Below are 23,116 nucleotides of genomic sequence, written 5' to 3'. Positions count from 1 at the left end.
ACCGACCGCGCCGCTGGTCGCTCAACCACCCTGCGGGACAAGGGTGAACGAGGCCGAACCGGTCACGGCACCGCCACCGTCTGGAGGCGACACGGTGATGGTGACGGTGTACTGGCCGGGGTCGTATACGTCGGGACGACTATTGGGGCTACCCGAACACTCGCTGCTTCGATCCGATTGCGGGAAGTGCGGTGCTGGACCGTCGATCTGGACGCTGACGGCGCAATCGTCGGAGTTCACCTTCCCGCCGGGACCCTGAGAAGCCCAGTCGAAGGTCATCCGTGGCGGGTTGACGCTCGAGGGGTACGAGGGGAGTTCCCAGGTGTTCGGCCCGACCTTCGTGAGAATGCCGTTACCCGCGCGGGGAACAACCGCCACTGATTGGATCGCCGGTTGTGCCGCGACGATGACCTCAGGGGGATTGGGATCGTGCGTTGCACCGTTGTTCGACGGGGATTCTCTGGTGACACCGGGAGAGTTTCCGGCGGGAGTTGGGCTATCGGACCACGGATCGGGGTCCTGCGTATCGGCGGTCGGAGGTGCCACCGTCACGGTCGTGGGCCCGTCCGGGCCGTCAGGAGGCCGTGAGTCGTCGGGCCGTAAGGCGACGACGATCGCCACGACGACCCCGACCACAGCCGCTATCGCTCCAACCGCCTCCCATGGCGATCGCTGACGTCCCTGTTCGACCACGCGTTCCCCACCCTCCCGCAGAGTTCGCAAGATTCTGACACACAGCTGGCGACGCTGGACTGCAAGGCGACCACACGTCGCTTCGTCCGAATGAAAGACGGCCCCCTCGTTGCCGAGGGGGCCGTCACTTCACTCAGTCCTGCTTAGTCGTCGCCGCCGGACTTGTTGTCCGACTTCTTGTTATCGGACTTGGCGTTGTCGGACTTGTTGTTGTCCGACTTGGCGTTGTCGGTCTTGTCCTTGTCCGACTTGGCGTTGTCGGTCTTGTCGGACTTGTCGGTCTTGTCGCTGCCGCTGGGCTTGTCGGACTTGTCCTTATCGGACTTGTCGGACTTGTCCTTATCGGACTTGTCGCGGCCGCTGGGCTGGTCGTCGTCGCTATCCGTCGAACCTGTCGCGTCGTCGCCGCTGCCACCGGTGGCTCCACCCGCAGAACCCGTCGCGTCATCAGCGCCGGCCTGCCCGCCGTCGGCGTCAGTCGACTCGCCTGCGGTGTCAGCGCCCGTCCCGCTGGCGTCATCGACCTCGGGAACGGTTGTCTCCGCCGGTGTTTCAACCGGGACCTCTGTGGTGAGCCCAGCCTCGATGACCGGCACCGCGCCGCCCACGGGCGTTCCGACCTTGGCATCGGCGTCGGCGGGCAGTGTCACAACGTCGCCGGCGAGTGCGAGATTGGTCGATGCCACGTCCGAGGCGAGGGACTGGGTGGTGACGGGAGGTGTCGGCACGGGGAACACCGGGTTGTTGAAAGCGTCCGCCAGCGCCTTGGGCAGATCGACGAAGAAGTAGTCCAGGGTGCCGCGGTCACCCAGGATTCCCGTCCACGGGCTCCGGGTGGTGAATGGCGGGGTGAATCCGTTGACGAGGGCGTTCGTGACCTTGATGGGCAAGCTGATGAGGTGACTGGCAGCGGCCACCAGGTCACCCGAGACGGCCGCGGCGCGGATGTCGTCCAGGACCAATGCGAACTGAAGGCCCGCGGAGGCCGCAGGCCCCAGGAGGGACCGGGTGAACTCGGTGAAGACGCCGCGCTTGAGCAGTGTGTCGAAAACCGCCGCGAGGCGCTGCCCGTTGGGAAGGCTCGACAGGAGGTCGCCGGGAATCGCCAAGGTGGGGAGCAGTGGCACCAACGCCCGCTCGATGCTCACCAGGAACCAGACGTTCACCTCACTGAACGCCTCGACGAACTGGCCTGTCGAAAGGAAGTTCAACGTGTTCGTCAGGACGGTCGGGAGCATTTCGAGACGGGTCTGAAGCGCCACAGCACCCGCCTGCATGCCCGCGCCGATGACGCCGCCGTAGGTTCCCGGGAAGCCCACGAGCTGCTGCAGGAGCGGAAGCGGGTTGATCGCGTTGGACCCGAGGAACTTGACGAAGTCGGCGTAGATCGCCGGGTTGGTGATCGCCTGCGCCACAGAGGGAATCGAGGTGGTCAGGGTCGAACGACCGAGGGTCCCCACGTTGGTGAGCGTGTTCTGGAACAGCGCGCCAAGATCATCAAGCGGATTGGCGGAGGCGGAGAGAGAGACCGCGTGCTGCTCGATGTCACGAGCGGTCGGCATGCTCGGCGTCACGGGGGTGATGGCGAGGGCGCCGGCGCTGGCCATCGCGACGCTGGCCACCATGACCTTGGCACGGCGGCTGGTGGACGGTGAGCGCGGCGACGAAAGGTCGTTTGCCGACGAGTCAGCGGAAAGAGCTAGTTGCACGGGGGGTCTCCTGTAGCGCGAATGAAATACCTAGACGGCGCCTGAAGATTAGCTGAGGCTAAGCTAAGAAACAATAGGGTGGGCTAACCCTATTTAGATGACCGAATTACTACGCCTGTAAATGCCACGTGAACAGGGAACTTTAGCATCTTCGCCCGCGTCACTAGGGGCGCCTGTCGGCGACTTCGCCGTCTACAGTGACGAGCATCACTGAGAAACCTCTCAGGTGCCGCCGCGGATCTTGGTGCGTCGCCACGCCGCCCGAGCGAGGTTGCTGAGCGACGGACATGGGCGATCGTCTGGCACCAGTCTCGGGTCTCACCTCGTCTTCTAGTCTGACCCTGTGACTTCCGTTCGGGCCCTCGCGCGACTGGAGAGGGAGGAGTTCGCCGATCTGCTGGAGGGATTGACGCCGCAGCAGTGGGCCACACCCAGCCTGTGCGATGGCTGGAGCGTACGGGATGTGGCCACCCACACGATTGCCTATCTGGGACAGAGCCGAACCCGCCTGCTGATCAACATGATCCGGGCGCGCGGCGACGTGGACCGCATCAATGCGGACCAGCTCCAGGAGCAAGCTGGTCGGTCACCCGCCCGGCTGGTCGAGTTGATGCGCCAGCGTGCCGAACCGTCCGGCGCCGCGGCCCTCTACCGCGGCCGGGTGGGCCTGATCGAGTGCCTCATCCACCAGCAGGACATCCGCCGACCACTCAAGCAACCAAGATCCATTCCCGAAGACCGGCTGCAGGTCTCGCTCGACTACGCCCGCGTCAGTCCGATCATCGGAGGGGCACGGCGAACTCGAAGGGTTCGGCTGGTCGCCACGGACATGGACTGGTCGGCCGGTCACGGGCCCGAGGCGCGGGGCACGGGAGAGGCCCTGCTTCTTGCCATGACCGGACGGGCAGAACTGCTCGACGAACTCGACGGTGAGGGCGTGACGCTACTGCGCTGAGACAGCACTATCGTGGCGGGCGGAGCGAGGAGATTACGGGTGGAACTTGAGCAGGTGGTGCGTGCTCGTCGGTCAATTCGACTCTTCCATCCGAACAAGCCGGTACCGCGCGGCCACGTCATAGAGGCACTCGACTTGGCAAGGCAAGCGCCCTCGAACTCGAACACGCAGCCGTGGCACCTGGTTCTCGCCTCCGGCGCCGCCCGCGAACGGCTGGTCCACGCGTTGGTGACCGAGGCCCGCGTGCGCGAACCCGCAGTGCCGCCACTCCCCGCTGAGTTCGACAGTGCGAGATACGCATTGGGAGAGCAACTGTACGGAAGTCTTGGGATCGCCCGCGATGACTCCGAGGGCCGGCGGAGGGCGGTGCAGCTCAACTGGCGGTTCTATAACGCACCACTGGCCGGAATCGTGTGCATGCACCGCGATCTCCACCATGCCGACAGTCTCGGCGTCGGAATGTTCCTGCAGACCTTCGTCCTCGGTCTCACCGCACGCGGGTTGGGCAGCTGCGTCCAAATGCTCATCGCCGGTTTCCCTGACGTGGTTCGCGACACCCTGTCGATCCCCGATCGGTACGAGATCCTGTGCGGGCTCGCCATCGGCTATCCCGTCGAGGACCTCCCCGCCAACAATCTCAGCGTCCCGCGCAAACCGATCGACGAGTGCGCAGTGTTCCGTGACCACTAGCCGACCGCGGCCCACGACGGTGGCCGACGCATGATCGCGATGACGGTGGATGACCTGCGGCCCGTAGCCCTGTGGGCGGCGGACTGCGCCGAACGCGTACTCCCCCTCTACGAGGACTGCGTGGCCGGCGATCACCGGCCACGGGACGCGATCGGGGGTGCAAGGCTGTTCGGCCATGGCCAACGCCGAGACAAGGCAATGCGCGCGCTGGCGTTCGCCGCGCTCGCCGCGGCCGGCGACGTCGACGAGCCGGCCAAGTCGGCGGCGCGCGCTGCGCAGATGGCCGTGGCCGTGGCCTACACGCACCTCGATCTCACGGGCACCGCCGCCGCTCGACAGACGATGCACCTGCTCGCACCTGCGGTCTACGCTGCCCAGGCGTGCGAACTCGCCACTGGCGACCCGGCCGCGGCCGCCATCGAGATCGATTGGGCGGTACAGCATTCCACTAGCATTGTGCGCGCCTTCGTGGCGCAGATGCCGAACCCGTCGCCGCCGAGGACACGGCTTGGGAAGCTCTACGGGGCGGTGGACTCGGCGTTGCGGTTACCTGAGGGGCGCCAGTGATGGCGCAGCGGCAGAATCTTGCTCGTACGTGTCAGTGATCTGCATTGTGCATGAAGTACCTCTGGCGACAGGGTCTACGGATGGCTATTTTCGCCGCGATCGTGACGATGGCGTTGTTGGGTGTCTTCACCATGTGGCTTCCGTGGGCGGCGGGGCGCTCGGATGTGTTGGACCGCCTCATCGACATCGTTGGAATTGCCGGCCAGTTGGCGCCGATGGTCGGTCACGAAACGCTGCCGCGGTCGCCCGCACGGCGTACGTGTTCGGACAACTGTCCCACTGACATGATCAATTGAGGCGAAGCGGCAACTAGCGGACGCTGTTTCCGGCACGACCCCGGACGTATCCTTCGAGTACTCAACTCATTGCCGCGCCACAACGAAGAGATGCGGGTCGTCATGAACCGTCTGGTGGATAAGAAGATCGTCATTACCGGAGCGGCGAGCGGCATCGGGCGCGCGGCAGCCGCGCTGATGGTCGCGGAAGGCGCCCGGGTTCTCATCGCCGATCGTGACGAGGGCGGCGCGGCCGCCGCGGCTGCTCAGATCACTGGCGGGGAGTCCGCCGGACGGGCGGTTGGCGTCGCGGTCGACGTGATGGACGAGGGCTCGGTCGCGGTCATGATCGACCGCGCCGTCGCGGAGTTCGGCGGTATCGACGTGCTCTGCAACCACGTGGGCGGCAGCAACCCGAAGAAGGATCTCGATCTGCTGCGCATGGACCTTGCCGAGTGGGACCGGGCGATGGTGCTCAACGCACGCAGCACCGTCGTCGCCTCCCGATTGGCTCTTCCGCACATGATCTCCGCCGGTGGCGGGTCGATCATCAACACCGTCTCCGTCGCAGGCCTGGCAGGTGACACCCTGCAGTGCGCCTACGGCGCGGCGAAGGCTGCCGTCATCAGGCTGACCCAGTACATCGCCACCCAGTACGGCCGCAGCGGAGTGCGCTGCAATGCCGTCGCGCCCGGCGCGATCATGACACCCGCGCTGCGCGACAATCTGCCGGCGGACGTGATCGCCGACATCCAGCGCCACAATGCGCTCGACCTGATCGGTGACCCCGAGGACATCGGGTGGGCGATGGTCTATCTGGCCTCCGATGAGTCCCGCTACATGACCGGGCAGACCCTGGTGCTCGACGGCGGTCTCACCGCGCAGAGTCCGATCGCCGCGAGCCGCCGCGCCTTGCTCGACGAGTGACCCTCGGCCGAGCACAGACTGTATTTCCGCGGACGCCGCGGCCTGCCTAGCGGTAGACAGGATGGCATGCCTGCTCGTCGTGGGACCCGTACACCGTCGAAGCACGCCGGACGGACGATCGGTGGCCTGCTCGCCGCCGCAGTCCTGCTCGTAACCGGTTGCGCGAGCAGCGAATCCGGCGACACCGCCGCACTGAAACCCGGTGAGTTGCTCACCACGCAGCCGTTGACCACGGCGGCCGCGCTCCCCAGCGCTGCCAGCACCCGTCTGATCACCTACGTCTCCGAGGATTCGCACGGGCGGCCCATCGTCGTCTCCGGCACAGTCGCGGTGCCGAAGTCGACACCGCCCGACGGCGGCTGGCCGGTGCTCAGCTGGGCGCACGGGACAACCGGCTACGCCGACACCTGCGCCCCGTCGGTGGACACCGAGGACGGGCTCGACCACGAGTACTTCGAGCTGGTGACCGCCAACCTGGACACTTGGGTGGCGCGTGGCTACGCCGTCGTCCAGACCGACTACCAGGGCCTGGGCACCCCCGGCGGGCACCCCTACGTCGACGGTACGAGCGAGGCGAACACGGTGATCGACATCGTGCGAGCCGCCCGAGCCCTCGATCCCTCCATCGGCACCGACTGGGTGACGATGGGTCACAGCCAGGGCGGGCAGGCGGCGCTGTTCACCGCACAGGACGCCCAGCGGCGAGCGCCCGACCTCGCATTGAAGGGCGCGATCGCGATAGCCCCCGGTGGGGTCGGGCTGAGTCAGGCCGTCGACTTCACCAGGTCCGGCCAGCCGGGAGCCGAGGCGGCCGAGGCCTTCCTGCCCCTCGTGGTGCTCGGCGCGCAAGTGGTCGATCCCTCGATCAACGCTGACGAGATCTTCACGCCGCAGGCCCGTCCTCTGTTGACCGCGGCCCGCACAGCGTGTCTTCCTCAGATCCGTGCGGTACCTCCGGTGCCGGCTGCGCAGGTATTCGCGGCGGACGCGGACGTGAGCGCACTCACCGAATATCTCGGTCGGCAAGATCCCACGCACGTCACACCGCAGGTACCGATCATGGTCGTCCAGGGCACCTCAGATGTGCTGGTGGCCAAGCCCGGCACCGATGCGTTGGTGAAGTCCATGTGCGGCAAGGGCATTGACGTTGACTATCACATCTATCCGGGCCAGGACCACCGCGGCACGGTGCCCGCTTCGCTACGGGATGCGCAGGATTTCGTCGGCAGGGTGATGAGCGGGGACTCGACGACCGATTCCTGTGACCGCTGACCGGCTGAGCGCAGCCCAGTCCGAGGGTTCAGCCTGCCGGGTCGGCGCTGTCGGTCGCCAGGAGATCGTCAACCATGTCGGGATCGACACTGACCCCGGTCGCGGCCGCGAACATGCCGACCCTGCCGATCGGGAATGAGTCGAGCATTCTCGAGAGATCCACACCCTCGGGCAGGATGGCAGCAGCCGCGTCCGCGCTTCCACCTATCATCGCGGCGAGCGCAGCCCCCACCTTGGGTCCGGCGACCGGATCCGCGAGGACCTCGCCGATAGTCGAGTTCCGCGACAGCGGCGGGACCACGTGATCGCCGTCGACTTCGATCACAGCGGACGTGCGAATGTCCCGACTCGACGCTGCGACGTCCACGACATAGGAGCCGCCTTCGACGATCCAACTCTCCACGCGGGTGTCCCAGTAGGCCAGATCCTCTCGGCGAACCGTCAGGGTGATGTCGCGACGCTCGCCGGGATCGAGCGCGACCGACGTGAAGGCCTTGAGTTCACGCGGCGGTCGCTGGACTGCGCCGCCGGGCAGGGACGTGTAGACCTGCACGACATCGCGGCCCGCGACGGCGCCCGTGTTGGAGACCGCCACCTGCACCTCGATGTCTCCCGTGGCGTTCAACGCAGCCGTGGCGGCACCGTATTCAAATGTCGTGTAGGACAGACCATGACCGAACGGGAACGCGACGTCGAGATCTCGGGCGTCGTACCAGCGGTAGCCGACGAACAGGCCCTCCCCGTAGCGGACGTGGGAGAACTCGCCGGGGAAGTCGAGGTATGCCGGGGAGTCCGACAGGCGAGTCGGGATCGTCTCGGTCAGCTTCGCCGACGGGTTGACCGCGCCGAAGAGGACGTCGGCGGTCGCCGCGCCGCCCGCCTGACCGAGCAGCCAGCCCTCGAGGATCGCCGGCACCCTCTCGGCGAACGGCAGCGCCACGACGCCGCCGTTGGACAGCACCACGACCGTGTTCGGGTTCGCGTCGATCACCGCATCGAGGACGGCTAGCTGCTCACCGGGCAGGTCGATGTCGTCGCGGTCGTACCCCTCCGATTCCGCCGCGGCGGGCAGCCCGAGGAAGACCACGGCGACGTCGGCTCGCGATGCCGCGGCGACCGCCTCATCACGTAGCCGGTCGGACTGCTCGGACGTCTCGGACAGCGAGAGTTCGAAACCTGCGGCGAATGTGACGTCGCCCGATGCGTAGGAGCGGATCACGTCGAGCGCACTGTCGAGACGGGTCGGGTTGATCAGCGACGAACCCGCACCCTGATAGCGCGGCTTGGTGGCGAAGGCGCCGATGACCGCGATGCTCGCCTCCGTGGCCAATGGGAGGACGGCGCCGTCGTTCTTCAGCAGGACGATCGACCGGCCGGCGGCTTCCCGGGCGAGCGCGTGGTGTTCGTCGACGTTCAGGGGTCCGTTGACCAGGCCCCCCGTCTTCTGCACCTTGTGCACGAGGTCGAGCACGCGTCCCGCCGCCACGTCCACGACTGCCTCCTCGAGGCGCCCGTTCGTGACGGCGGCGACGACCTGGGCGTCAGTGGCACCGTTTGACGTCGGCATCTCCAGGTCCATCCCGGCCGCTATCCCGGCCACCCGGTCGTTGACAGCGCCCCAGTCCGACACGACCAGGCCCTCGAACCCCCATTCGTCGCGCAGCACCTGCATAAGCAGCCACGGGTCCTCCGAGGTGTACACCCCGTTGATGCGGTTGTAGGAGCACATGACAGTCCACGGCTGCGCGTCTTCGACGACGCGCTGGAACCCGCGAAGGTAGATCTCACGCAGCGGTCGGGGATCGACGTCAGAACTCGACCGCATGCGGTCGTTCTCCTGGTTGTTGGCCGCGTAGTGCTTGAGCGAGGCGCCCACGCCCCTGGCTTGTATGCCCCTCACCATGGCGGCGCCCAGCACGCCCGAGACGACGGGGTCCTCGGACAGGTACTCGAAATTGCGGCCGCACAGCGGTGATCGCTTGATGTTGATGCCGGGCCCCAGCAGGACCGCGACGTTCTCGATGGCGGCCTCGGTACCGAGGGCTTGGCCGATGCGCTCAACGAGTTCGACGTCCCAGGAGCAGCCCAGGCCGACGGCCGGCGGAAAGCACGTCGCCGGAACACTGTCGCCGATGCCGAGATGGTCGCCGCCGGCGCGTTGCTTCCGCAGGCCGTGTGGTCCGTCGGTCAGCATGATCGACGGGACCCGGACGCGTTCGAGGGGTTGGGTGAGCCAGAAGCTCGCACCGCTCGTGAGCGACGCCTTCTCCTCCAACGTCAAGTCGGCAACTGTCACATCGGCCATCATGTCCTCGGTGTCATCCACTACGCGGCGCCTTCCCTCCTTGTCGATGCTATCTACGCATCGATGAGCGCAGGTGTCGTTCGACCCCGGCCGAATGCGGCCACGTTCACGGATCCCCGATTGGCAACCTCGATTCGGCAACGGTTTCGTAAAGGTTCTGCTTCGCAATCGGATTCAGTCGTCACGGGGGTGCGCGACGGGCTGGCGCGCCACAAAGTGCGTTCAATTGGCGTCTAATGTCACGGGAAAGACACAGGGCGGCAACGCTTTAGCGGTTCTCGGTTACATCTAGCATTCAATTCGTCCCGTGCCTGGACGCGGGTTACATCGATGTCATACGGTCCAGAGACAAATTATCTTCGCAGTAAATAGCTCAACGCAACGAGGGAGTGAACGGTGACGGTCAACTTTGATCGATTCGCTATTAAGGCGATCGCTAGCGCGGGATTCTGCGTCAGCGCATTGGTGTTGAGCCCGCACGCACTGGCCACTCCGTTCACTACGGGTGGCGGCTACGTGTGCGTCGAGGCCCCGGCCGGCGCTGCCGGGCCGGCGGCCGCAGGTGCTGCGCCGTGCGCTGCTGCCGCGGTCCAGTCCGCTGGCATCGTGCCGCCCGTGCCTCTCGGGCCGCCCCCGATCGTGCCGCCTCCCCTGGTGCCGCCGATTGTGCCGCCACCACTGGTGCCGCCGATCGTGCCGCCGCCCCTGGTTCCGCCGCTGGTGCCGCCACCGGTGGTCCCGCCCGTCGTGCCACCTGTGCCCGTCGTGCCGGTCGCAGCGGCCGCTCCTGCGCTTGCAGGCGCCCCGCTCATGGAGATGAGCGGTGCCACGGGCAAGGGTGCACCGACCGCCCCAGCGGGCTCCAACGGGCCAGCTGCAGGTGTGCCGGCCCTGCCCGGGCCCAACTAGCCGGATAGCGCTGCCGGATAGCCTTATCCCGCAGTCGCTTTGACCGAAATCTGACTGGAGGCGAAGACCTTCGGGTCGGGTGGAGAAGTCCGACTTCTCCACTCACCCGGAGGTCTTCGTCGTTTTCTGGGTCGCCGAACGTGAACAAGATGGCGAGATTTCGCCGAGACTTCACGTTCGGCGGAGCGTACGGCGGGGCAGGCGCACGGCGGGGCAGGTTGATGCAACAAACCGCCGAACGTGAAGATATGTGCGAGATTTCAGCGAAACTTCGCCATCTTATTCACATTCGGCGGGATCAGAATGCCCGTGGTGACTTACTCCTGCACGATGACAGGATCGCCGACGTTGGCCGTGTTGAAGTACCACTCCGCGGCCGCCGGGATCAGGCTGATACAGCCGTGGCTGGTGTTATCGAATCCGATCGATGGCACCGCCCACGGGGCCGAGTGCACGAAGATGCCACGGCGTGTGATGCGCACGGCGTAGTCCACCTCCATCAGGTAGCCGTCGGAGGCGGTGGTGGGGATGCCGACGCTGCTGGAATCCATGAGCACCGACCGCTCCTTGCTCAGGACGGTGTACTTCCCGGCGGGTGTGGGGTACTCGGGCCGACCCATGCTGGCCAGCAGGACCCCCGCCTCACCGGCGTGCGGCAGGTGGTGCGGCGCCGGTAGTCCGATCGGCGACTCTGCTCCCACCCCGTCGATGGTCACGGTGAACGTGTGGTCCGAGATGTCGGCGACGCCGACAACGGCCGGGCCGGTTTGGAATGCTGTGCGCTTGCCCGCGACCGAGAGCATCACGGTGCTGTGCGACGGCCAGTAACTGTCGGGAACCCATTGCACGACATTGTTTTCGAGCCACTCGAACTTGCCGGTCATCGGCGGTGTCGACTTGAACCCAAGGTCGCGCTCGGCGGCCAGCCGGTTGGGCATGGGCTTGCTGAACGTCACGATGATGGGGGCCGCGACGCCCACGACGTCGTCAGGCGTCGGCGAGATCGACTCGACACCCAGGTTCAGCGCCTGGGTCGCCGCAGCCGTGTCTATATCCCGTATGGCACCGGGCACGGTCGTGGCGGCGACAACGACAACAGCCAGAAGTGCATGAGAAACCGCTCGCATCGATCCGAACCCCTTGAAATGACTAACGTTTCATGAGCGCCGTCATCGTATGCGGGGGCGCGGTGCCGTCCCTGCCGCACACGTCAATAGTTCGGTCAAGTGTTCGTCACGGTTGAGCCACGGGACGGCATAGCGCAGCCGGCTGGGCCGACGGCGTTGTCCGCCCTAGCGGTCTTCGTCTCTCACGACCTGGAGCCGTCCCCGCGCGCGCCGGACCGCCCAGTACGTCACCAGCAGCGCCACAGCGAGCAGCGGATAGCCCATCGCGATCCGCGCGAAGGCCAACCAGCCTGTGGACCCTGCGCCATAGAGCCACTCCTGGACGACGAACCTTGCGGCGAACACCGCCACGAACGCGAGCGTCGCCACATCGAACGCGTGCACAGCGACCTTGTCGTCGCGCCACGACTGCCCCACGTCCGCGCTCGTGAGCAGCTTCCAGATCACCCCCACAAGGGGCCGCCGCACCAGCACGGAGACCGCGAAGATCACGGCCATAACCAGACTTGCCCAGATGCCCGGCAGGAAGTAGCCCTCGGCGGAACCGCTGTAGAACGCGATCAACGACGCGACGAGGACTCCGATCAGGCCGGAAACGGCTGGTTGGATCGCTTCCTTGCGAAGCACCCTCAGCAGGATGAGGCAAACGCTGGTGCCGACGGCGGCCACTATTGCGGCATCCAGCCCGGCGATCGCATCGACTACGACAAAGGCGAAGGTGGGCACGCTGGCCAACACCAGACCGGTCACACCGCCCATGCGATCGAGCAGTGTCGGTTGCCGTTCATCGGTGGGCGCTTCGGTCATCGCTTCTTCTCGTCCCGCCGAGACACTCGGCGAGGTGGGCGCTCACTTGTGGTCATAGCGTCAATCGCACACCCGGACGCTGCGGCACAGTCAAGTCCGTCGGCATCGATCAGAATGGAGCCGTGGGATGGAGCACGCGTGAAGTCGCCGAACTCGCAGGCACCAGCCTGAGGGCGGTCCGGCACTACCACCAGGTCGGGCTTCTCGCCGAACCCGAACGTCGCTCCAATGGTTACAAGCAGTACGGCGTCGCCCACCTCGTCCGGCTGGTCCGGATCAAACGGCTGACCGATCTCGGGTTCTCACTCCCCCAGATCGCGGCGATGGGCAACACCGACGATCATCCGGAAGAGGCGTTGCGGGGCCTCGACGCCGAACTCGCCGCGACCATCGAACGGCTACAGGCGGCGCGCGCCGAACTGGGCCTCATCCTGGAGCACTCCGCGCCAACCGACCTACCGCCGGAGTTCGTCCCTCCGGACACCGTGGCCAAGATGTCCGACGCCGACCGTTCCCTGGTCGTCGTCCTGACCCGTGTCCTGGGGCCACGGGGCCTGGAGGTCTACGCCGACCTTCTGCAGAACGCCCCGGACGAGCCTTCGCTGTCCGCCTTCGACGACCTGCCGACCGATGCCGACGAATCAACCCGCCAGGACATGGCCGAAAGCCTCGCCCCCTACATTCGGGCGATCTACGCTGCGCACCCCGGCCTCCTTGAGGCCAGAGTCGACGCCCCCGGCGGACCGCGCTTCGCCGACGAGACCATCGCAGGCGCGATGGCGGAGCTGTACAACGCGGCGCAACTCGACGTCCTTCGCCGCGCAGGCGAGATCCTGCGCTCAGCCCCCTAGAGTCGGCATCGGCAACGGTGCCAGGCGATGGCTGGGTGGTTCGGTGCCGTGCAGGTGACGGACGAAATAGTTCCAGGTGCGCCGGAGGAAGTAGTGCGTGCGGCCGACCAGGGCGTGTTCGGTTCCCGGGATGATGAGCATGTCGAAGTCCTTGTCCGCCTTGATTAGTGCATCGACGAGGCGCAGCGTCTGATACGGATGCGCGTTGTCGTCGAGTTCCCCGTGGATGAGCAGCAGCTTGCCCTCCAGATTGGCGGCCAAGGTCGCGTTCGAGATGGCCCGCTTCCCCTCGGCGCTGACATCACCGTGGTAGTGCTCGGCCCACATGGCCAGGTTTACGCCGTTGTCGTGGTTGCCGGACACCGAGACCGCCACGGAATAGAACTCGGGGTACATCAGCAGGGCACGGGCGGCGGCGAAGCCCCCTGCGGATTGGCCAGTGATCCCGACCCGCCCGGTGTCAAGCCACGAGTACCGGTGGCCCAATTCGCGGATCGCAGCGACGTGATCGTCAAGGGCACCGGCATTTCCGAGGTCACCATAGGAGTGGTCATGAAAGGCCTTGCTACGACCGGCACCACCGCGCCCATCCACAGCGACCACCGCGAAGCCAAGCGCGGCAAACGCTTCGGGCTCGCCATAGTGCGGCTCGTTGAACGACGGGCCAGCTCGGTAGATCTGCGGCCCGGGGTAGATGTGTTCGATCACCGGGTAGCGGCGCTGTGGGTCGAAGCCGTGCGGTCGCCAGAGCAGACCGTAGATCGGAGTCTTGCCATCGGCGGCCGTCGCGCGGAACCGTTCCGGAGGGCTCCAGCCAAGGGTTTCCAGCCTTTCCGTGCCCGGAGATTCGAGTTCGACGAGAACCGCTCCGTCTCCGTCCAACACCACCGAACGCGGCGGTTGGCTCGACGAGGAGGCCCGGTCGACGAGGTACCCGCCGTCCGGTGGGCTCAGCGCGTCATGGTCGAGGTCGTCGTCGGTGAGTCGGGTGAACCCGGAGCCGTCGAGCCCGATCCGGCAGATCTGGCGGACGTATGGGTCCTTCTCGTTGAGCCCGCCTGCAAGGAACCACACCTGCCGACGCTCCTCATCGACCCACAGGATCTTGCGCACGAGCCACTGCCCGGCGGTGACCTGCGAAACCTGCTGCCCGTCGGCCGAGTACAGGTAGACGTGTCCCCACCCGTCACGCTGCGACCACCACAGGATCTCGCCGGATTCCAGCACATGCACCATTGGCGGCTCACCCAGCTGTGGAGTCGGGTCGACGCGGGTCTCACCGGACTCACTGATCAGTGTGGTGGTTGCGCCGCTTGTCGGGTCGAGGCGTCGCAGCTCCAGCGTTCGGGCGTCGCGGGACTGGTGCAGGAAGTGGACCGCATCGCCTGCCTTGCCCGTCCACCACGCATACACAAGGGCGGTGGGGTGTGTGATCACGGTGGGTGGGCCATCCTGTCGGACCACGCTGCGGTCAACGACATTCAGAACAGTCCACGACATCGTCACCTGCGCCTCTTCCCCTGGCATCGGGTAGCGGGTTCGGTGCTCCACTGGTCGGCCGCCGTCGTGCGGAGCGGATTCGATGAGAACCAGTTCGGGTAGGTCGCGTTGGTCGAGGCGCTGCACCAGGAGTCGGGTCGAGTCCGGCGACCAGGAGACAAGCAGTGGCGGCGGCAGACCGAGCACACGCATCAGCGCTCGTGCCCCGGTCGCGTCGGGCAGCCCGCCGTAGTCGAACTGCGGCTCGGCGTCGTCGGTCAGCGCGAACTCCTGCTCACGATCGTAGGAGCGAACCCAGATGTTGCCGTCGCGGCGGAACGCGACCCATGACTCGTCCGGGGACATCACCTCGCCGGGTCGAACCTGCACGTCGTCGTCGAGCCGCACGCATGTGCCTGCGCTGTCGGACCACTCCCAGCGCGACTCAAACGCAGTGAACCGCACCGAATCCCCGATCTCGACTCTCGTGATCGGCAGGTCCGCCGCTGTCACTGCGTGGTGAGACGCGACGGACAGTGCGGTGGCCAACCGGTCGTGGTCGAATGCGTCACGACGGCTGCCGTCACCGGGATCTACCACCACGAATTGAGTTCCGACCTGATACCAGAACCGCGTACCGCCCGAGAGCCATTGCGGTTGCAGTGAACTGCCGGGCACCCGCCTCCTCCGGTACGGGGCGAGCATCTGCTCGGCACGCGCGTAATCGGAGTCCGTCAGGTGTACAGGGGTCTGTGCGGTGTCGTTCGGTGTCACGACTTTGATGGAACACCCGGACGTAGCGGCATGGTCAAGCCACGGTGGACCATGCCGCGGCGGCACGGGGAGTACATGGACTGCCCTTTGTGACATGCATGGCCACCCCTTTGCTCGAACCGCACTTGCGGTGCTGCAGTAAGTAGACCTCGCCGATCGCGCTACCGATCCCAACTCGGACAACATTGCCGTCGACGCAGACCAACCTGCGATTTCGAGCCGGCCCGGGGCGGGCAGGATATGTTTGCCGTCGCAAGGACGGAGGCACCGACCACACGCCGCCTGTTGTCTGCGACTGGCGCATGCTGCGTCGGTGACACTACTTTTCTAGGGTGATCTCCTCAGCTGCCGGCGCAGTCGCGCGGTGGATCTCCCCGTTCCTGGCCGTGGCAACCGTCGTCGGTATCGGCTATTCAGCCGTTCCGGTGCAGACTGGTCCCGCCCCCGATGTGCGGCTAGTCAGCGACGCCAACCCGTTGGCCGGGTTGCCCTTCTACGTCAACCCCCGGTCGAAGGCACGTGCCGCCGCGGATGGCGTCGATCCGCCCAATCCGGAGCTGAACGCCATCGCCGACACCCCTACGGCGTACTGGATGGACAACATCTCCACCCCCGCGGTCGACGCGAAGTACATCGCCACGGCACAGGCTGCCGGCACCATGCCGGTTCTGGCGCTGTACGGAATCCCGAATCGCGACTGCGGGAGCTACGCAGCCGGTGGGTTCGGGTCGGCCGGCGCCTACAAGGGATGGATCGACGGCGTCGCGGGTGCCATCGGCTCCGGACCGGCTGCGGTCATCCTCGAACCCGACGCACTCGCGATGGCCGACTGCCTGTCGGCCGACCAGCAGCAGGAACGCTACGACCTGATGCGCTACGCCGTCGACACGCTGACCCGCAACCCGGCCACGGCTGTCTACATCGACGGCGGTCACTCACGCTGGGTCGCCGCCGACGTCATGGCCGCCCGGCTCAACGACGTCGGTGTGGCGAAGGCGCGGGGCTTCAGCCTCAATACCGCGAACTTCTTCACCACCGAGGAGTCGATGGGCTACGGCAATGCGATCTCGGGGATGACGAACGGTGCGCACTACGTGATCGACACCTCGCGCAACGGCGCGGGCCCAGCCGAGGGCGAGATGTACTGGTGCAATCCGAGTGGACGGGCGCTCGGTGCCCGGCCGACGACGGAGACCGGGAACGGCAACGTCGACGCCTTCCTGTGGGTGAAGCGTCCCGGTGAGTCCGACGGAGCATGCAATGGGCATCCCCAGGCGGGTCGCTTCGTCAACCAGTACGCCATCGACCTGGCCCGCAACGCCGGCTGGTAGGAGTCCTAGTCGCGTCCGTTTCGGCTTACAACTCCGAAACGCGGCCGTTGTCGACCAACCACGAGCGGTCCAGCCGAACGTTCTGCAACATCCGACGGTCGTGGGTAACCAGCAACAACGCACCGTCATAGCTGTCGAGTGCCTGTTCGAGCTGTTCGATGGCGGCGAGGTCGAGGTGGTTCGTCGGCTCATCCAGAACCAGCACATTGGTGCCGCAGGCCTGCAGTAGCGCGAGGCCTGCGCGGGTTCGCTCGCCGGGCGAGAGTTCGTCGACGGTGCGTTCCACGTGGTCGGCGCGCAGCCCGAACTTCGCGAGCAGGGTTCGAACGTCGGCGGTCGGCCATGACGGCACCCGCTGCTCGAAGCGGTCGACGAGCCGCTCTGAGCCGGTGAAATCCGCACGGGCCTGGTCGATCTCGCCGATTTCCACGTTGGCCCCCAGGCTCGCGCGGCCCTCATCGGGCTGTCGGCGACCGAGAAGTAGCCGCAGCAGAGTCGACTTTCCCGCCCCGTTGGGGCCCGTGATACCGATCCGCTCGCCGGCATCGACTTGCAATGACACCGGCCCCAGGACGAAATCACCTTGGCGCACAACGGCATTGTCGAGTGTTGCAACGACCGAACTCGACCGCGGCGCGGCTCCGATGGTGAACTCGAGTGTCCATTCCTTGCGGGGTTCGACAACTTCCTCGAGGCGCGCGATCCGGCTCTCCATCTGACGGACCTTCTGGGCCTGCTTCTCACTCGACTCGGTGGCGGCGCGTCGCCGGTTCTTGTCGTTGTCGGGAGCCTTGCGCATCGCATTGCGGACACCTTGACTCGACCACTCCCGCTGGGTGCGTGCGCGCGCCACGAGGTCCGCCTTCTTGTCGGCGAACTCGTCGTACTGCTCACGCCGGTGTCGGCGGCCGACCTCACGCTCTTCCAGGTAGCTCTCGTACCCGCCGCCGAACACGGTGGTCATGTTCTGGGCCAAGTCCAGTTCGAGGACGCGAGTGACGCTGCGGGCCAGGAACTCTCGATCGTGGCTCACCAGCACCACGCCGCCACGAAGTTCGCGGACGAACTGCTCCAGCCGGGCGAGTCCGTCGAGGTCGAGATCATTGGTCGGCTCGTCGAGGAGCACGATGTCGAATCGCGACAGCATCAGCGCCGCGAGCCCCACCCTCGCCGCCTGCCCACCCGACAGGGCGGTCATCGGCGTCGACTCCGGCCGCACCGCATCGGTGTCGAGACCCAGGTCGGCCAGAACGGCAGGCAGCCGCTCATCGAGATCGGCTGCGCCAGTGGCGAGCCAGTGATCCAGCGCAGCCGAGTACGCTGCCGCCGGATCGACATCCGCGGGGCCCTGATCCGGGTCCGCCAAGGCCGCCGCCGCGGCCTCCATGGCCTCGGTGGCTGCAGCGCATCCGGTGCGGCGAGCGATGTAGGCGGCGACGGTCTCCCCGGGCACCCGCTCGTGTTCCTGCGGCAGCCACCCGACGAAGGCATCGGCTGGCGCGACGTTGACCGTGCCCTCGAGCGGCTCGAGATCGCCGGCCAGAATTCGCAGCAGCGTGCTCTTGCCTGCGCCATTGGCGCCCACGACTCCGATGACATCGCCCGGTGCAACGGTCACGTGGAGATTCTCGAAAAGCGTGCGATGGGCGAACCCGCCGGCCACATTCTTCGCGACGAGCGTTGCAGTCATTGCCCTATCGTCGCACCACCGCGCAGTGGGACTGGGAATACATCCGACGCGACCGGGCTTAACACCCAGATGAGCACAGCACCCTTGGCAGGACGGCGAGCGCTGGTCACCGGCGGATCGCGGGGGATCGGCGCGGCGATCGTGCGACGACTGACCGCAGAGGGTGCCGCGGTGGCCTTCACCTACTCGTCCTCGGCGACCGACGCCGACAAGCTCGTCGCCGAGGTTAAGGCTGACGGCGGCACGGCGGTCGCGATACAGGCCGAGGCCGCCGATCCGGCCCAGATCGCGTCGGCGGTCACCCGGGCCGTCGCCGAACTCGGCGGGTTGGACGTACTGGTGAACAACGCGGGCACCGCTGTCCTGGCGCCTGCCGAGGACTTCACGCTGGAGCAGTTCGACCGTTTGGTGGCGGTCAACATTGGCGGCGTGTTCTGGGCGATCCACACGGCGATCCCGCACCTGAGCGAGGGCGCACGAATCATCAACATCGGCAGCATCAACGCCGACCGGGTACCGGGGCCGGGGATCTCGGTGTACGCGATGACGAAGGGCGCGGTGTCCTCCCTCACCCGCGGGCTGGCTCGCGAACTCGGCCCGCGCGGAATCACCGTCAACAACGTGCAGCCGGGACCGATCAACACCGACATGAATCCTGCCGAGGGCGAGTTCGCCGAGAGCCTGAAGCAGGTCGTCGCACTGGGCCGGTACGGACACACCAGCGATGTCGCCGCCTTGGTGAGCTTCCTTGCCGGCCCGGAGTCCGGCTACATCACCGGCGCAAATCTCAACGTCGACGGCGGCTTCACGGTCTAGCGGTCGTCAAGCGGGCCGCGGCGTCACGGACGCCTCGTTGACGGCGGCGAGGCGGATCGCCTCATATCGCCACAGCTGCCCGCGTTAGGCTGGCTCGGTCGGTCTCAGCGAACGCCGATAGGAAAGTTGAGCAACTTCATGACCGCAGCAGCAGAAACGACGGCGCTCGAATCTCGAGTCGGCCACTACTACCAGATGGAAGACACCTATCTGGTGGGCCGCGAGAAGGTGCGCGAGTTCGCCCGTGCTGTGCAGGACTATCACCCCGCACACTGGCATGTCGCTGCCGCCGCGGAGCTCGGTTACTCGGACCTGGTGGCACCGCTGACGTTCACGTCAACGCCGGCGATGGCCTGCAATCAGCGCATGTTCGAGTCGGTGGTTGTCGGTTATGACATGTACCTGCAGACCGAAGAGGTCTTCGAGCAGCATCGCCCGATCGTGGCCGGCGACGAGCTGAAAATCGACGTCGAGCTGACATCGGTGCGCAGGATCGCCGGCAGAGACCTGATCACCGTGACCAACACCTTCACTGACGCCGCTGGCGAGCGGGTGCACACCCTGCACACCACCGTCGTCGGCGTCACCGGCGAGGACGTCGATCCGGCGATCAGGCCCGCCGTGGCGAACGTGATCATGCATGACGTGAACATGCTCGGCGTCGACGCATCCCAAACGGAGTATGAGAAGACGGTGCGCCCCGAGGGCGAGGTTCGGATCGCCGAGGACAGCAGCGCCCGCACCCCAGCCTCGCCGTCGTTCGACGCCGTGAAGGTCGGCGACGAGCTGCCGGTGCACCACACCCGGCTCTCCCGCGGCGACCTGGTGAACTATTCCGGCGTGTCCGGCGACGCCAACCCGCTGCACTGGGACGAGGAGATCGCCAAGCTGGCGGGCCAGCCCGATGTGATCGCCCACGGAATGCTCACCATGGGCCTTGGTGCCGGCTTCGGCTCCGGGTGGTCAGGGGATCCCGGCGCGGTCACCCGCTACGCGGTGCGGCTGTCTCAGCCCGCAATCGTGCCCGCCGACGGGGGCGCGGATATCGAGTTCAGCGGCCGGATCAAGTCGCTGGACCCCGCCACGCGCACCGGTGTCGTCATCGTCGGCGCGAAGTCCGGTGGCCGGAAGATCTTCGGCCTGGCGACATTGAACGTGCGCTTCAGCTGACCTGGCGGCTTTGACACCCGTCGTTTGAGCCTCCACCCCCGGCCGGCAAAGTAGGTTCACCACGAACCATGGCTATTCACAGCAACTTCGGAGCTTGACCCTCTGGCGCGGTGAACATGGCTTTGGGAGGCCTCAGCTGGGCTCGCTTCGACGACCTTGCCCGCACCTGTTCGCGGTGTACCCGCCCCCGCGTAACGCCCTGTGGCACTTACCATTCGAGCGTGTGCGCGTCATGGGCGACTCCACACTGGTCGGGGTTCAGGATAAAGTCTTCGTGCCATGACATACCGAGTGCAGCCGTCCCGGGACGCCGACCTGTCCCCACGCGCGCGGCGGCCGCGCCACCGCGCGGAACGCCCCGTCGGTCGCCGTCAGCTATTCAAGGTCTGGCGCGTAGTGGCAGTGGTGACCGCCGTGGCAGTGGTGACGACAACGGGAATTGGCTGGGCCAGCTACCGCAATGTGGTCGGCGGGATCACCACGTCCAATGCACTGGCCGGGGGCCCGGCTTCGACTGGTGGCGAGCAGAACATCCTGATCATGGGGTTGGACAGTCGCCTGGATCAGCACGGTCAACCGCTGCCCGAGGACATCTACGGTGCGCTGCACGCCGGCGATGAAACGGTGGGCGGCTACAACGCCAACGTGCTGATTCTGTTGCATCTTCCCGGCGGTGATGGCCCGATCACCGCCGTCTCGATTCCCCGCGACAATTTCGTGGATCTGCCAGGATGTCCGGCTGGCCAGTGCAAGAGCAAGATCAAAGAGGCCTACGGGCTGGCGTATCAGCAGACCATGGAAACCCTGGCCAGCTCACAATCCGAGAGTGCAACGGGTGCTTACGATCCGATGGCCAACGAGCAGACCGCGCGCGAAGCTGGGCGTAAATCGCAGATCGCCGCGGTGCGCCAACTGCTGGGCGTGCCGGTCGACCATTTCGTCGAGATCACCATGGCTGCGTTCTTTCAGATCGCCCGTGTGGTCGAGCCCATCACCGTCTGTCTGAACGCCGATACCGTCGACGACTACTCGGGTGCCAATTTCCACCAGGGCGAGCAACTCATCGACGCGTCCCAGGCGATGGCATTCGTGCGGCAACGCCGTGACCTCAATGACGAGCTGTTCACCGATTTGGACCGCACACGCCGCCAGCAAGCGTTCATCGTGTCGCTGGTCAGCGCGCTGCGCCAAGGCGGGGCGCTCTCCAACCCCGCCAACCTCAGCGATCTCCTACAGGTCGCCCAGAAGAACCTCGCCGTGGACGCTGGGTTCAAGCTGGCAGGCTTCCTCGGTGACGCATCATCGCTGACTAGCCGACAGATGTCGTTGTACACGCTGCCGATCGGCGAATTCGGTCAGGATCCGGCAGGCTCAGACGTCAACATCGTCGATGTGGCCACTATCCGCACCCTCGTCCACGACCTCTTCGCGGGGACGACCGACCAGACCTCGATGACGCCCACCAGCCCCGCACCGCTGGCGTCACCGGCGATTTTGAACGTCGTCAACGCCACCACGGTGAACGGTCTGGCGGCCGCGGTCACCGACTGGTCTGTGACCCGAGGGTTCACCCCAGGGGAGAGCAGCACGGCAGATGCGCTGTCACCCACCAGCACTCTGCACTATGGCTCCGGCGCCGAACAGGCAGCTCAAGCCCTCGCCGCGCAACTGAAACTCACTGCGACAGCCTCCGATGCGGTGGCGCCCGACACCGTGGAACTCGTCCTTGGCAGCGATTTCCCCGCCGCCGACTACCTCATCACCCCCGCAAGCCCGGAACACCACGGTCCGAGCGCTTCCCCCCTTGCGATGACCGCCGTGGATGCCACCTCCACAGGAGACACCGCGCCCGCTCCGACCGATTTCACGAAGATGACCGCCACGAACATCCCGTGTGTCAGGTAGGCAGCGCTGGACGGCAGGCGCTACGGGATCGCTACGGGATGTAGTGCCGCGGCTCGCCGGTGTACGGCATGAGCGTCGGATTCATGGGATAGCAGCGCACCTCACCTTTGCGGTGACCACTGATGCCGCCGACCCCCTTGCCGAAGATGATTCGGCAGCGGTCCCAGGTGCCGTCCGGCCGCATCGGCAGGTCGCAGTACTGGTGGGTCGGCTTGGTCTCGCAGCCCGCGTTTGCCGGCGCCGCAACGCTGAGGCTGAGGCCGGCAGAGGCGAGGAGCATGGTCACGGCAAGCAGCGGACGCGCCGCCAGAGTCAGACCCACGTGTGAAAGCCTACCCAGCGCGCCGCCGCCGTAGATTCGCTCCTTCGTGTCCACTGCTTCATGCGGCTCAGGTGGTGATCCGCAGTTCGGCACCCGGGTGCGAACTGAGCGTGACGACCACCGTGCCGCTGCCCGTCTCGAAGGTCGTGTTGGCGTAGCCGATGAAGCCGTAGTGCCCGTCAATCGTCGACACCGCGGTGATGTCACGACTTCCTGACGCGCCGGTGTCGAGATTCGTCCAGGTGGCTGTCACGGTGAGCGCACACGAACCGTCGTAGATGCCGGCGTCGTAGTGGATCGCAACACGGACGCCGTCCTCGACGCGATCGTCGATCTGCACCGGCGCCACCTGGGCCTCGGCGCTGACGCTTCCGGCACACGTCGGGGACGCCACGACCGGGACCTGACCGAGTTGCGCGAAGCCCTCGGCCTGGGCCGTTGCCACCCACAACCAGGGCGCTGTCAGCCCGACAGCGAGCGCGCAGGCAGCGCGAAGCGGAGTCATACCCCTGTTATCGCCGGTCGCGCAGGCGGTGTTAGCG

Annotated in this window: 21 protein-coding genes; 12 read left to right on the top strand and 9 right to left on the bottom strand. The window is 66.3% G+C overall.

Going from position 1 to position 23,116, the window contains the following annotated elements; all coding sequences use genetic code 11:
• Positions 1-21: 21 nt before the first annotated feature.
• Together ABIA65_RS04330 and ABIA65_RS04325 are read right to left on the bottom strand one after the other, a co-directional pair.
• Positions 22-693, bottom strand: coding sequence for a hypothetical protein (locus tag ABIA65_RS04330; protein WP_354522744.1), 672 nt, complete (start codon positions 691-693; stop codon positions 22-24).
• A 143-nt stretch (positions 694-836) separates the two neighbouring features.
• Entirely contained in the window at positions 837-2,402 is a 1,566-nt protein-coding gene (locus ABIA65_RS04325) for a hypothetical protein (RefSeq protein WP_354522743.1), read from the bottom strand.
• A gap of 343 nt (positions 2,403-2,745) precedes the next feature.
• Between ABIA65_RS04325 and ABIA65_RS04320 the strand changes: the two genes are divergently transcribed.
• From ABIA65_RS04320 to ABIA65_RS04295, 6 genes are all read left to right on the top strand, one after another.
• On the top strand, positions 2,746-3,357 hold the full coding sequence (locus tag ABIA65_RS04320) for a maleylpyruvate isomerase family mycothiol-dependent enzyme (RefSeq protein ID WP_354522742.1): 612 nt from the start codon (positions 2,746-2,748) through the stop codon (positions 3,355-3,357).
• A 39-nt stretch (positions 3,358-3,396) separates the two neighbouring features.
• Positions 3,397-4,047 carry a nitroreductase gene (locus ABIA65_RS04315; RefSeq protein ID WP_241402143.1) on the top strand — a complete coding sequence of 217 codons (651 nt, stop codon included), beginning with the start codon at positions 3,397-3,399 and terminating at the stop codon, positions 4,045-4,047.
• Between the two features lie 30 nt (positions 4,048-4,077).
• A complete protein-coding gene (locus ABIA65_RS04310; RefSeq protein ID WP_354522741.1) occupies positions 4,078-4,614 on the top strand; it encodes a putative immunity protein in 537 nt (178 codons plus the stop codon).
• A gap of 80 nt (positions 4,615-4,694) precedes the next feature.
• On the top strand, positions 4,695-4,910 hold the full coding sequence (locus tag ABIA65_RS04305; protein ID WP_241402145.1) for a hypothetical protein: 216 nt from the start codon (positions 4,695-4,697) through the stop codon (positions 4,908-4,910).
• Positions 4,911-5,012: 102 nt separating this feature from the next.
• Positions 5,013-5,816: an SDR family NAD(P)-dependent oxidoreductase gene (locus ABIA65_RS04300; RefSeq protein WP_354522740.1), complete on the top strand. Its 804-nt coding sequence runs from the start codon at positions 5,013-5,015 to the stop codon at positions 5,814-5,816.
• A gap of 66 nt (positions 5,817-5,882) precedes the next feature.
• Positions 5,883-7,088, top strand: a complete 1,206-nt coding sequence (locus ABIA65_RS04295) for a lipase family protein (protein WP_354522739.1) — start codon at positions 5,883-5,885, stop codon at positions 7,086-7,088.
• 28 nt (positions 7,089-7,116) lie between these two features.
• Here ABIA65_RS04295 and ABIA65_RS04290 read toward each other — a convergent pair whose 3' ends face one another.
• Complete coding sequence (locus tag ABIA65_RS04290) at positions 7,117-9,396, bottom strand: glycoside hydrolase family 3 C-terminal domain-containing protein (protein ID WP_354523083.1); 2,280 nt, start codon at positions 9,394-9,396, stop codon at positions 7,117-7,119.
• Between the two features lie 393 nt (positions 9,397-9,789).
• Here ABIA65_RS04290 and ABIA65_RS04285 point away from each other — a divergent pair, with 393 nt between their 5' ends.
• Positions 9,790-10,302, top strand: coding sequence for a hypothetical protein (locus ABIA65_RS04285; protein ID WP_241405946.1), 513 nt, complete (start codon positions 9,790-9,792; stop codon positions 10,300-10,302).
• 317 nt (positions 10,303-10,619) lie between these two features.
• Here the strand turns inward: ABIA65_RS04285 and ABIA65_RS04280 are convergent, their stop codons facing one another.
• Together ABIA65_RS04280 and ABIA65_RS04275 are read right to left on the bottom strand one after the other, a co-directional pair.
• Positions 10,620-11,429, bottom strand: coding sequence for a L,D-transpeptidase (locus tag ABIA65_RS04280; protein WP_241402160.1), 810 nt, complete (start codon positions 11,427-11,429; stop codon positions 10,620-10,622).
• A 165-nt stretch (positions 11,430-11,594) separates the two neighbouring features.
• Complete coding sequence (locus ABIA65_RS04275) at positions 11,595-12,236, bottom strand: DUF3159 domain-containing protein (protein ID WP_354522738.1); 642 nt, start codon at positions 12,234-12,236, stop codon at positions 11,595-11,597.
• A gap of 122 nt (positions 12,237-12,358) precedes the next feature.
• Between ABIA65_RS04275 and ABIA65_RS04270 the strand changes: the two genes are divergently transcribed.
• A complete protein-coding gene (locus ABIA65_RS04270) occupies positions 12,359-13,087 on the top strand; it encodes a helix-turn-helix domain-containing protein (RefSeq protein ID WP_354522737.1) in 729 nt (242 codons plus the stop codon).
• Here ABIA65_RS04270 and ABIA65_RS04265 read toward each other — a convergent pair.
• On the bottom strand, positions 13,076-15,271 hold the full coding sequence (locus ABIA65_RS04265) for a S9 family peptidase (protein ID WP_354523082.1): 2,196 nt from the start codon (positions 15,269-15,271) through the stop codon (positions 13,076-13,078). The two genes, ABIA65_RS04270 and ABIA65_RS04265, sit on opposite strands and share 12 nt — an antisense overlap.
• 404 nt (positions 15,272-15,675) lie before the next feature.
• On the opposite strand from ABIA65_RS04265, the gene ABIA65_RS04260 reads away from it, so the two are divergent.
• The gene (locus ABIA65_RS04260) at positions 15,676-16,671 is read left to right on the top strand and encodes a glycoside hydrolase family 6 protein (RefSeq protein ID WP_241405933.1); all 996 of its coding nucleotides are present in this window, start codon (positions 15,676-15,678) and stop codon (positions 16,669-16,671) included.
• 25 nt (positions 16,672-16,696) lie between these two features.
• Here the strand turns inward: ABIA65_RS04260 and abc-f are convergent, their stop codons facing one another.
• A complete protein-coding gene (abc-f, locus tag ABIA65_RS04255) occupies positions 16,697-18,361 on the bottom strand; it encodes a ribosomal protection-like ABC-F family protein (protein ID WP_241402164.1) in 1,665 nt (554 codons plus the stop codon).
• Between the two features lie 69 nt (positions 18,362-18,430).
• Between abc-f and ABIA65_RS04250 the strand changes: the two genes are divergently transcribed.
• From ABIA65_RS04250 to ABIA65_RS04240, 3 genes are all read left to right on the top strand, one after another.
• A complete protein-coding gene (locus ABIA65_RS04250; RefSeq protein WP_241402165.1) occupies positions 18,431-19,177 on the top strand; it encodes a 3-oxoacyl-ACP reductase family protein in 747 nt (248 codons plus the stop codon).
• A gap of 138 nt (positions 19,178-19,315) precedes the next feature.
• Positions 19,316-20,347, top strand: a complete 1,032-nt coding sequence (locus tag ABIA65_RS04245; protein WP_241402166.1) for a fused (3R)-hydroxyacyl-ACP dehydratase subunits HadA/HadB — start codon at positions 19,316-19,318, stop codon at positions 20,345-20,347.
• 279 nt (positions 20,348-20,626) lie between these two features.
• The gene (locus ABIA65_RS04240) at positions 20,627-22,252 is read left to right on the top strand and encodes an LCP family protein (RefSeq protein WP_354522736.1); all 1,626 of its coding nucleotides are present in this window, start codon (positions 20,627-20,629) and stop codon (positions 22,250-22,252) included.
• A 31-nt stretch (positions 22,253-22,283) separates the two neighbouring features.
• Here ABIA65_RS04240 and ABIA65_RS04235 read toward each other — a convergent pair whose 3' ends face one another.
• Both ABIA65_RS04235 and ABIA65_RS04230 read right to left on the bottom strand, forming a co-directional pair.
• Positions 22,284-22,574 carry a CDGP domain-containing protein gene (locus ABIA65_RS04235; protein WP_241402168.1) on the bottom strand — a complete coding sequence of 97 codons (291 nt, stop codon included), beginning with the start codon at positions 22,572-22,574 and terminating at the stop codon, positions 22,284-22,286.
• Between the two features lie 67 nt (positions 22,575-22,641).
• Positions 22,642-23,079 (bottom strand): hypothetical protein, encoded by a 438-nt coding sequence (locus ABIA65_RS04230; RefSeq protein ID WP_354522735.1) that lies wholly within the window; start codon positions 23,077-23,079, stop codon positions 22,642-22,644.
• Positions 23,080-23,116: the final 37 nt, after the last annotated feature.

This window comes from Mycolicibacterium sp. 624 (genome assembly GCF_040548615.1).
Classification (GTDB): domain Bacteria; phylum Actinomycetota; class Actinomycetes; order Mycobacteriales; family Mycobacteriaceae; genus Mycobacterium.
Note: the sequence above shows the minus strand (reverse complement) of the source record. Positions and strands in the feature narration are given on the sequence as shown.

Excerpts from the sequence above, each read along its gene's own strand:
- ABIA65_RS04310 (WP_354522741.1), top strand. The coding sequence starts at position 4,078 with ATGATCGCGATGACGGTGGATGACCTGCGGCCCGTAGCCCTGTGGGCG.
- ABIA65_RS04305 (WP_241402145.1), top strand. The coding sequence starts at position 4,695 with ATGGCTATTTTCGCCGCGATCGTGACGATGGCGTTGTTGGGTGTCTTC.
- ABIA65_RS04300 (WP_354522740.1), top strand. The coding sequence starts at position 5,013 with ATGAACCGTCTGGTGGATAAGAAGATCGTCATTACCGGAGCGGCGAGC.
- ABIA65_RS04295 (WP_354522739.1), top strand. The coding sequence starts at position 5,883 with ATGCCTGCTCGTCGTGGGACCCGTACACCGTCGAAGCACGCCGGACGG.
- ABIA65_RS04290 (WP_354523083.1), bottom strand. The coding sequence starts at position 9,396 with ATGATGGCCGATGTGACAGTTGCCGACTTGACGTTGGAGGAGAAGGCG.
- ABIA65_RS04280 (WP_241402160.1), bottom strand. The coding sequence starts at position 11,429 with ATGCGAGCGGTTTCTCATGCACTTCTGGCTGTTGTCGTTGTCGCCGCC.
- ABIA65_RS04275 (WP_354522738.1), bottom strand. The coding sequence starts at position 12,236 with ATGACCGAAGCGCCCACCGATGAACGGCAACCGACACTGCTCGATCGC.
- ABIA65_RS04265 (WP_354523082.1), bottom strand. The coding sequence starts at position 15,271 with ATGCTCGCCCCGTACCGGAGGAGGCGGGTGCCCGGCAGTTCACTGCAA.
- abc-f (WP_241402164.1), bottom strand. The coding sequence starts at position 18,361 with ATGACTGCAACGCTCGTCGCGAAGAATGTGGCCGGCGGGTTCGCCCAT.
- ABIA65_RS04250 (WP_241402165.1), top strand. The coding sequence starts at position 18,431 with ATGAGCACAGCACCCTTGGCAGGACGGCGAGCGCTGGTCACCGGCGGA.
- ABIA65_RS04245 (WP_241402166.1), top strand. The coding sequence starts at position 19,316 with ATGACCGCAGCAGCAGAAACGACGGCGCTCGAATCTCGAGTCGGCCAC.
- ABIA65_RS04240 (WP_354522736.1), top strand. The coding sequence starts at position 20,627 with ATGACATACCGAGTGCAGCCGTCCCGGGACGCCGACCTGTCCCCACGC.
- ABIA65_RS04230 (WP_354522735.1), bottom strand. The coding sequence starts at position 23,079 with ATGACTCCGCTTCGCGCTGCCTGCGCGCTCGCTGTCGGGCTGACAGCG.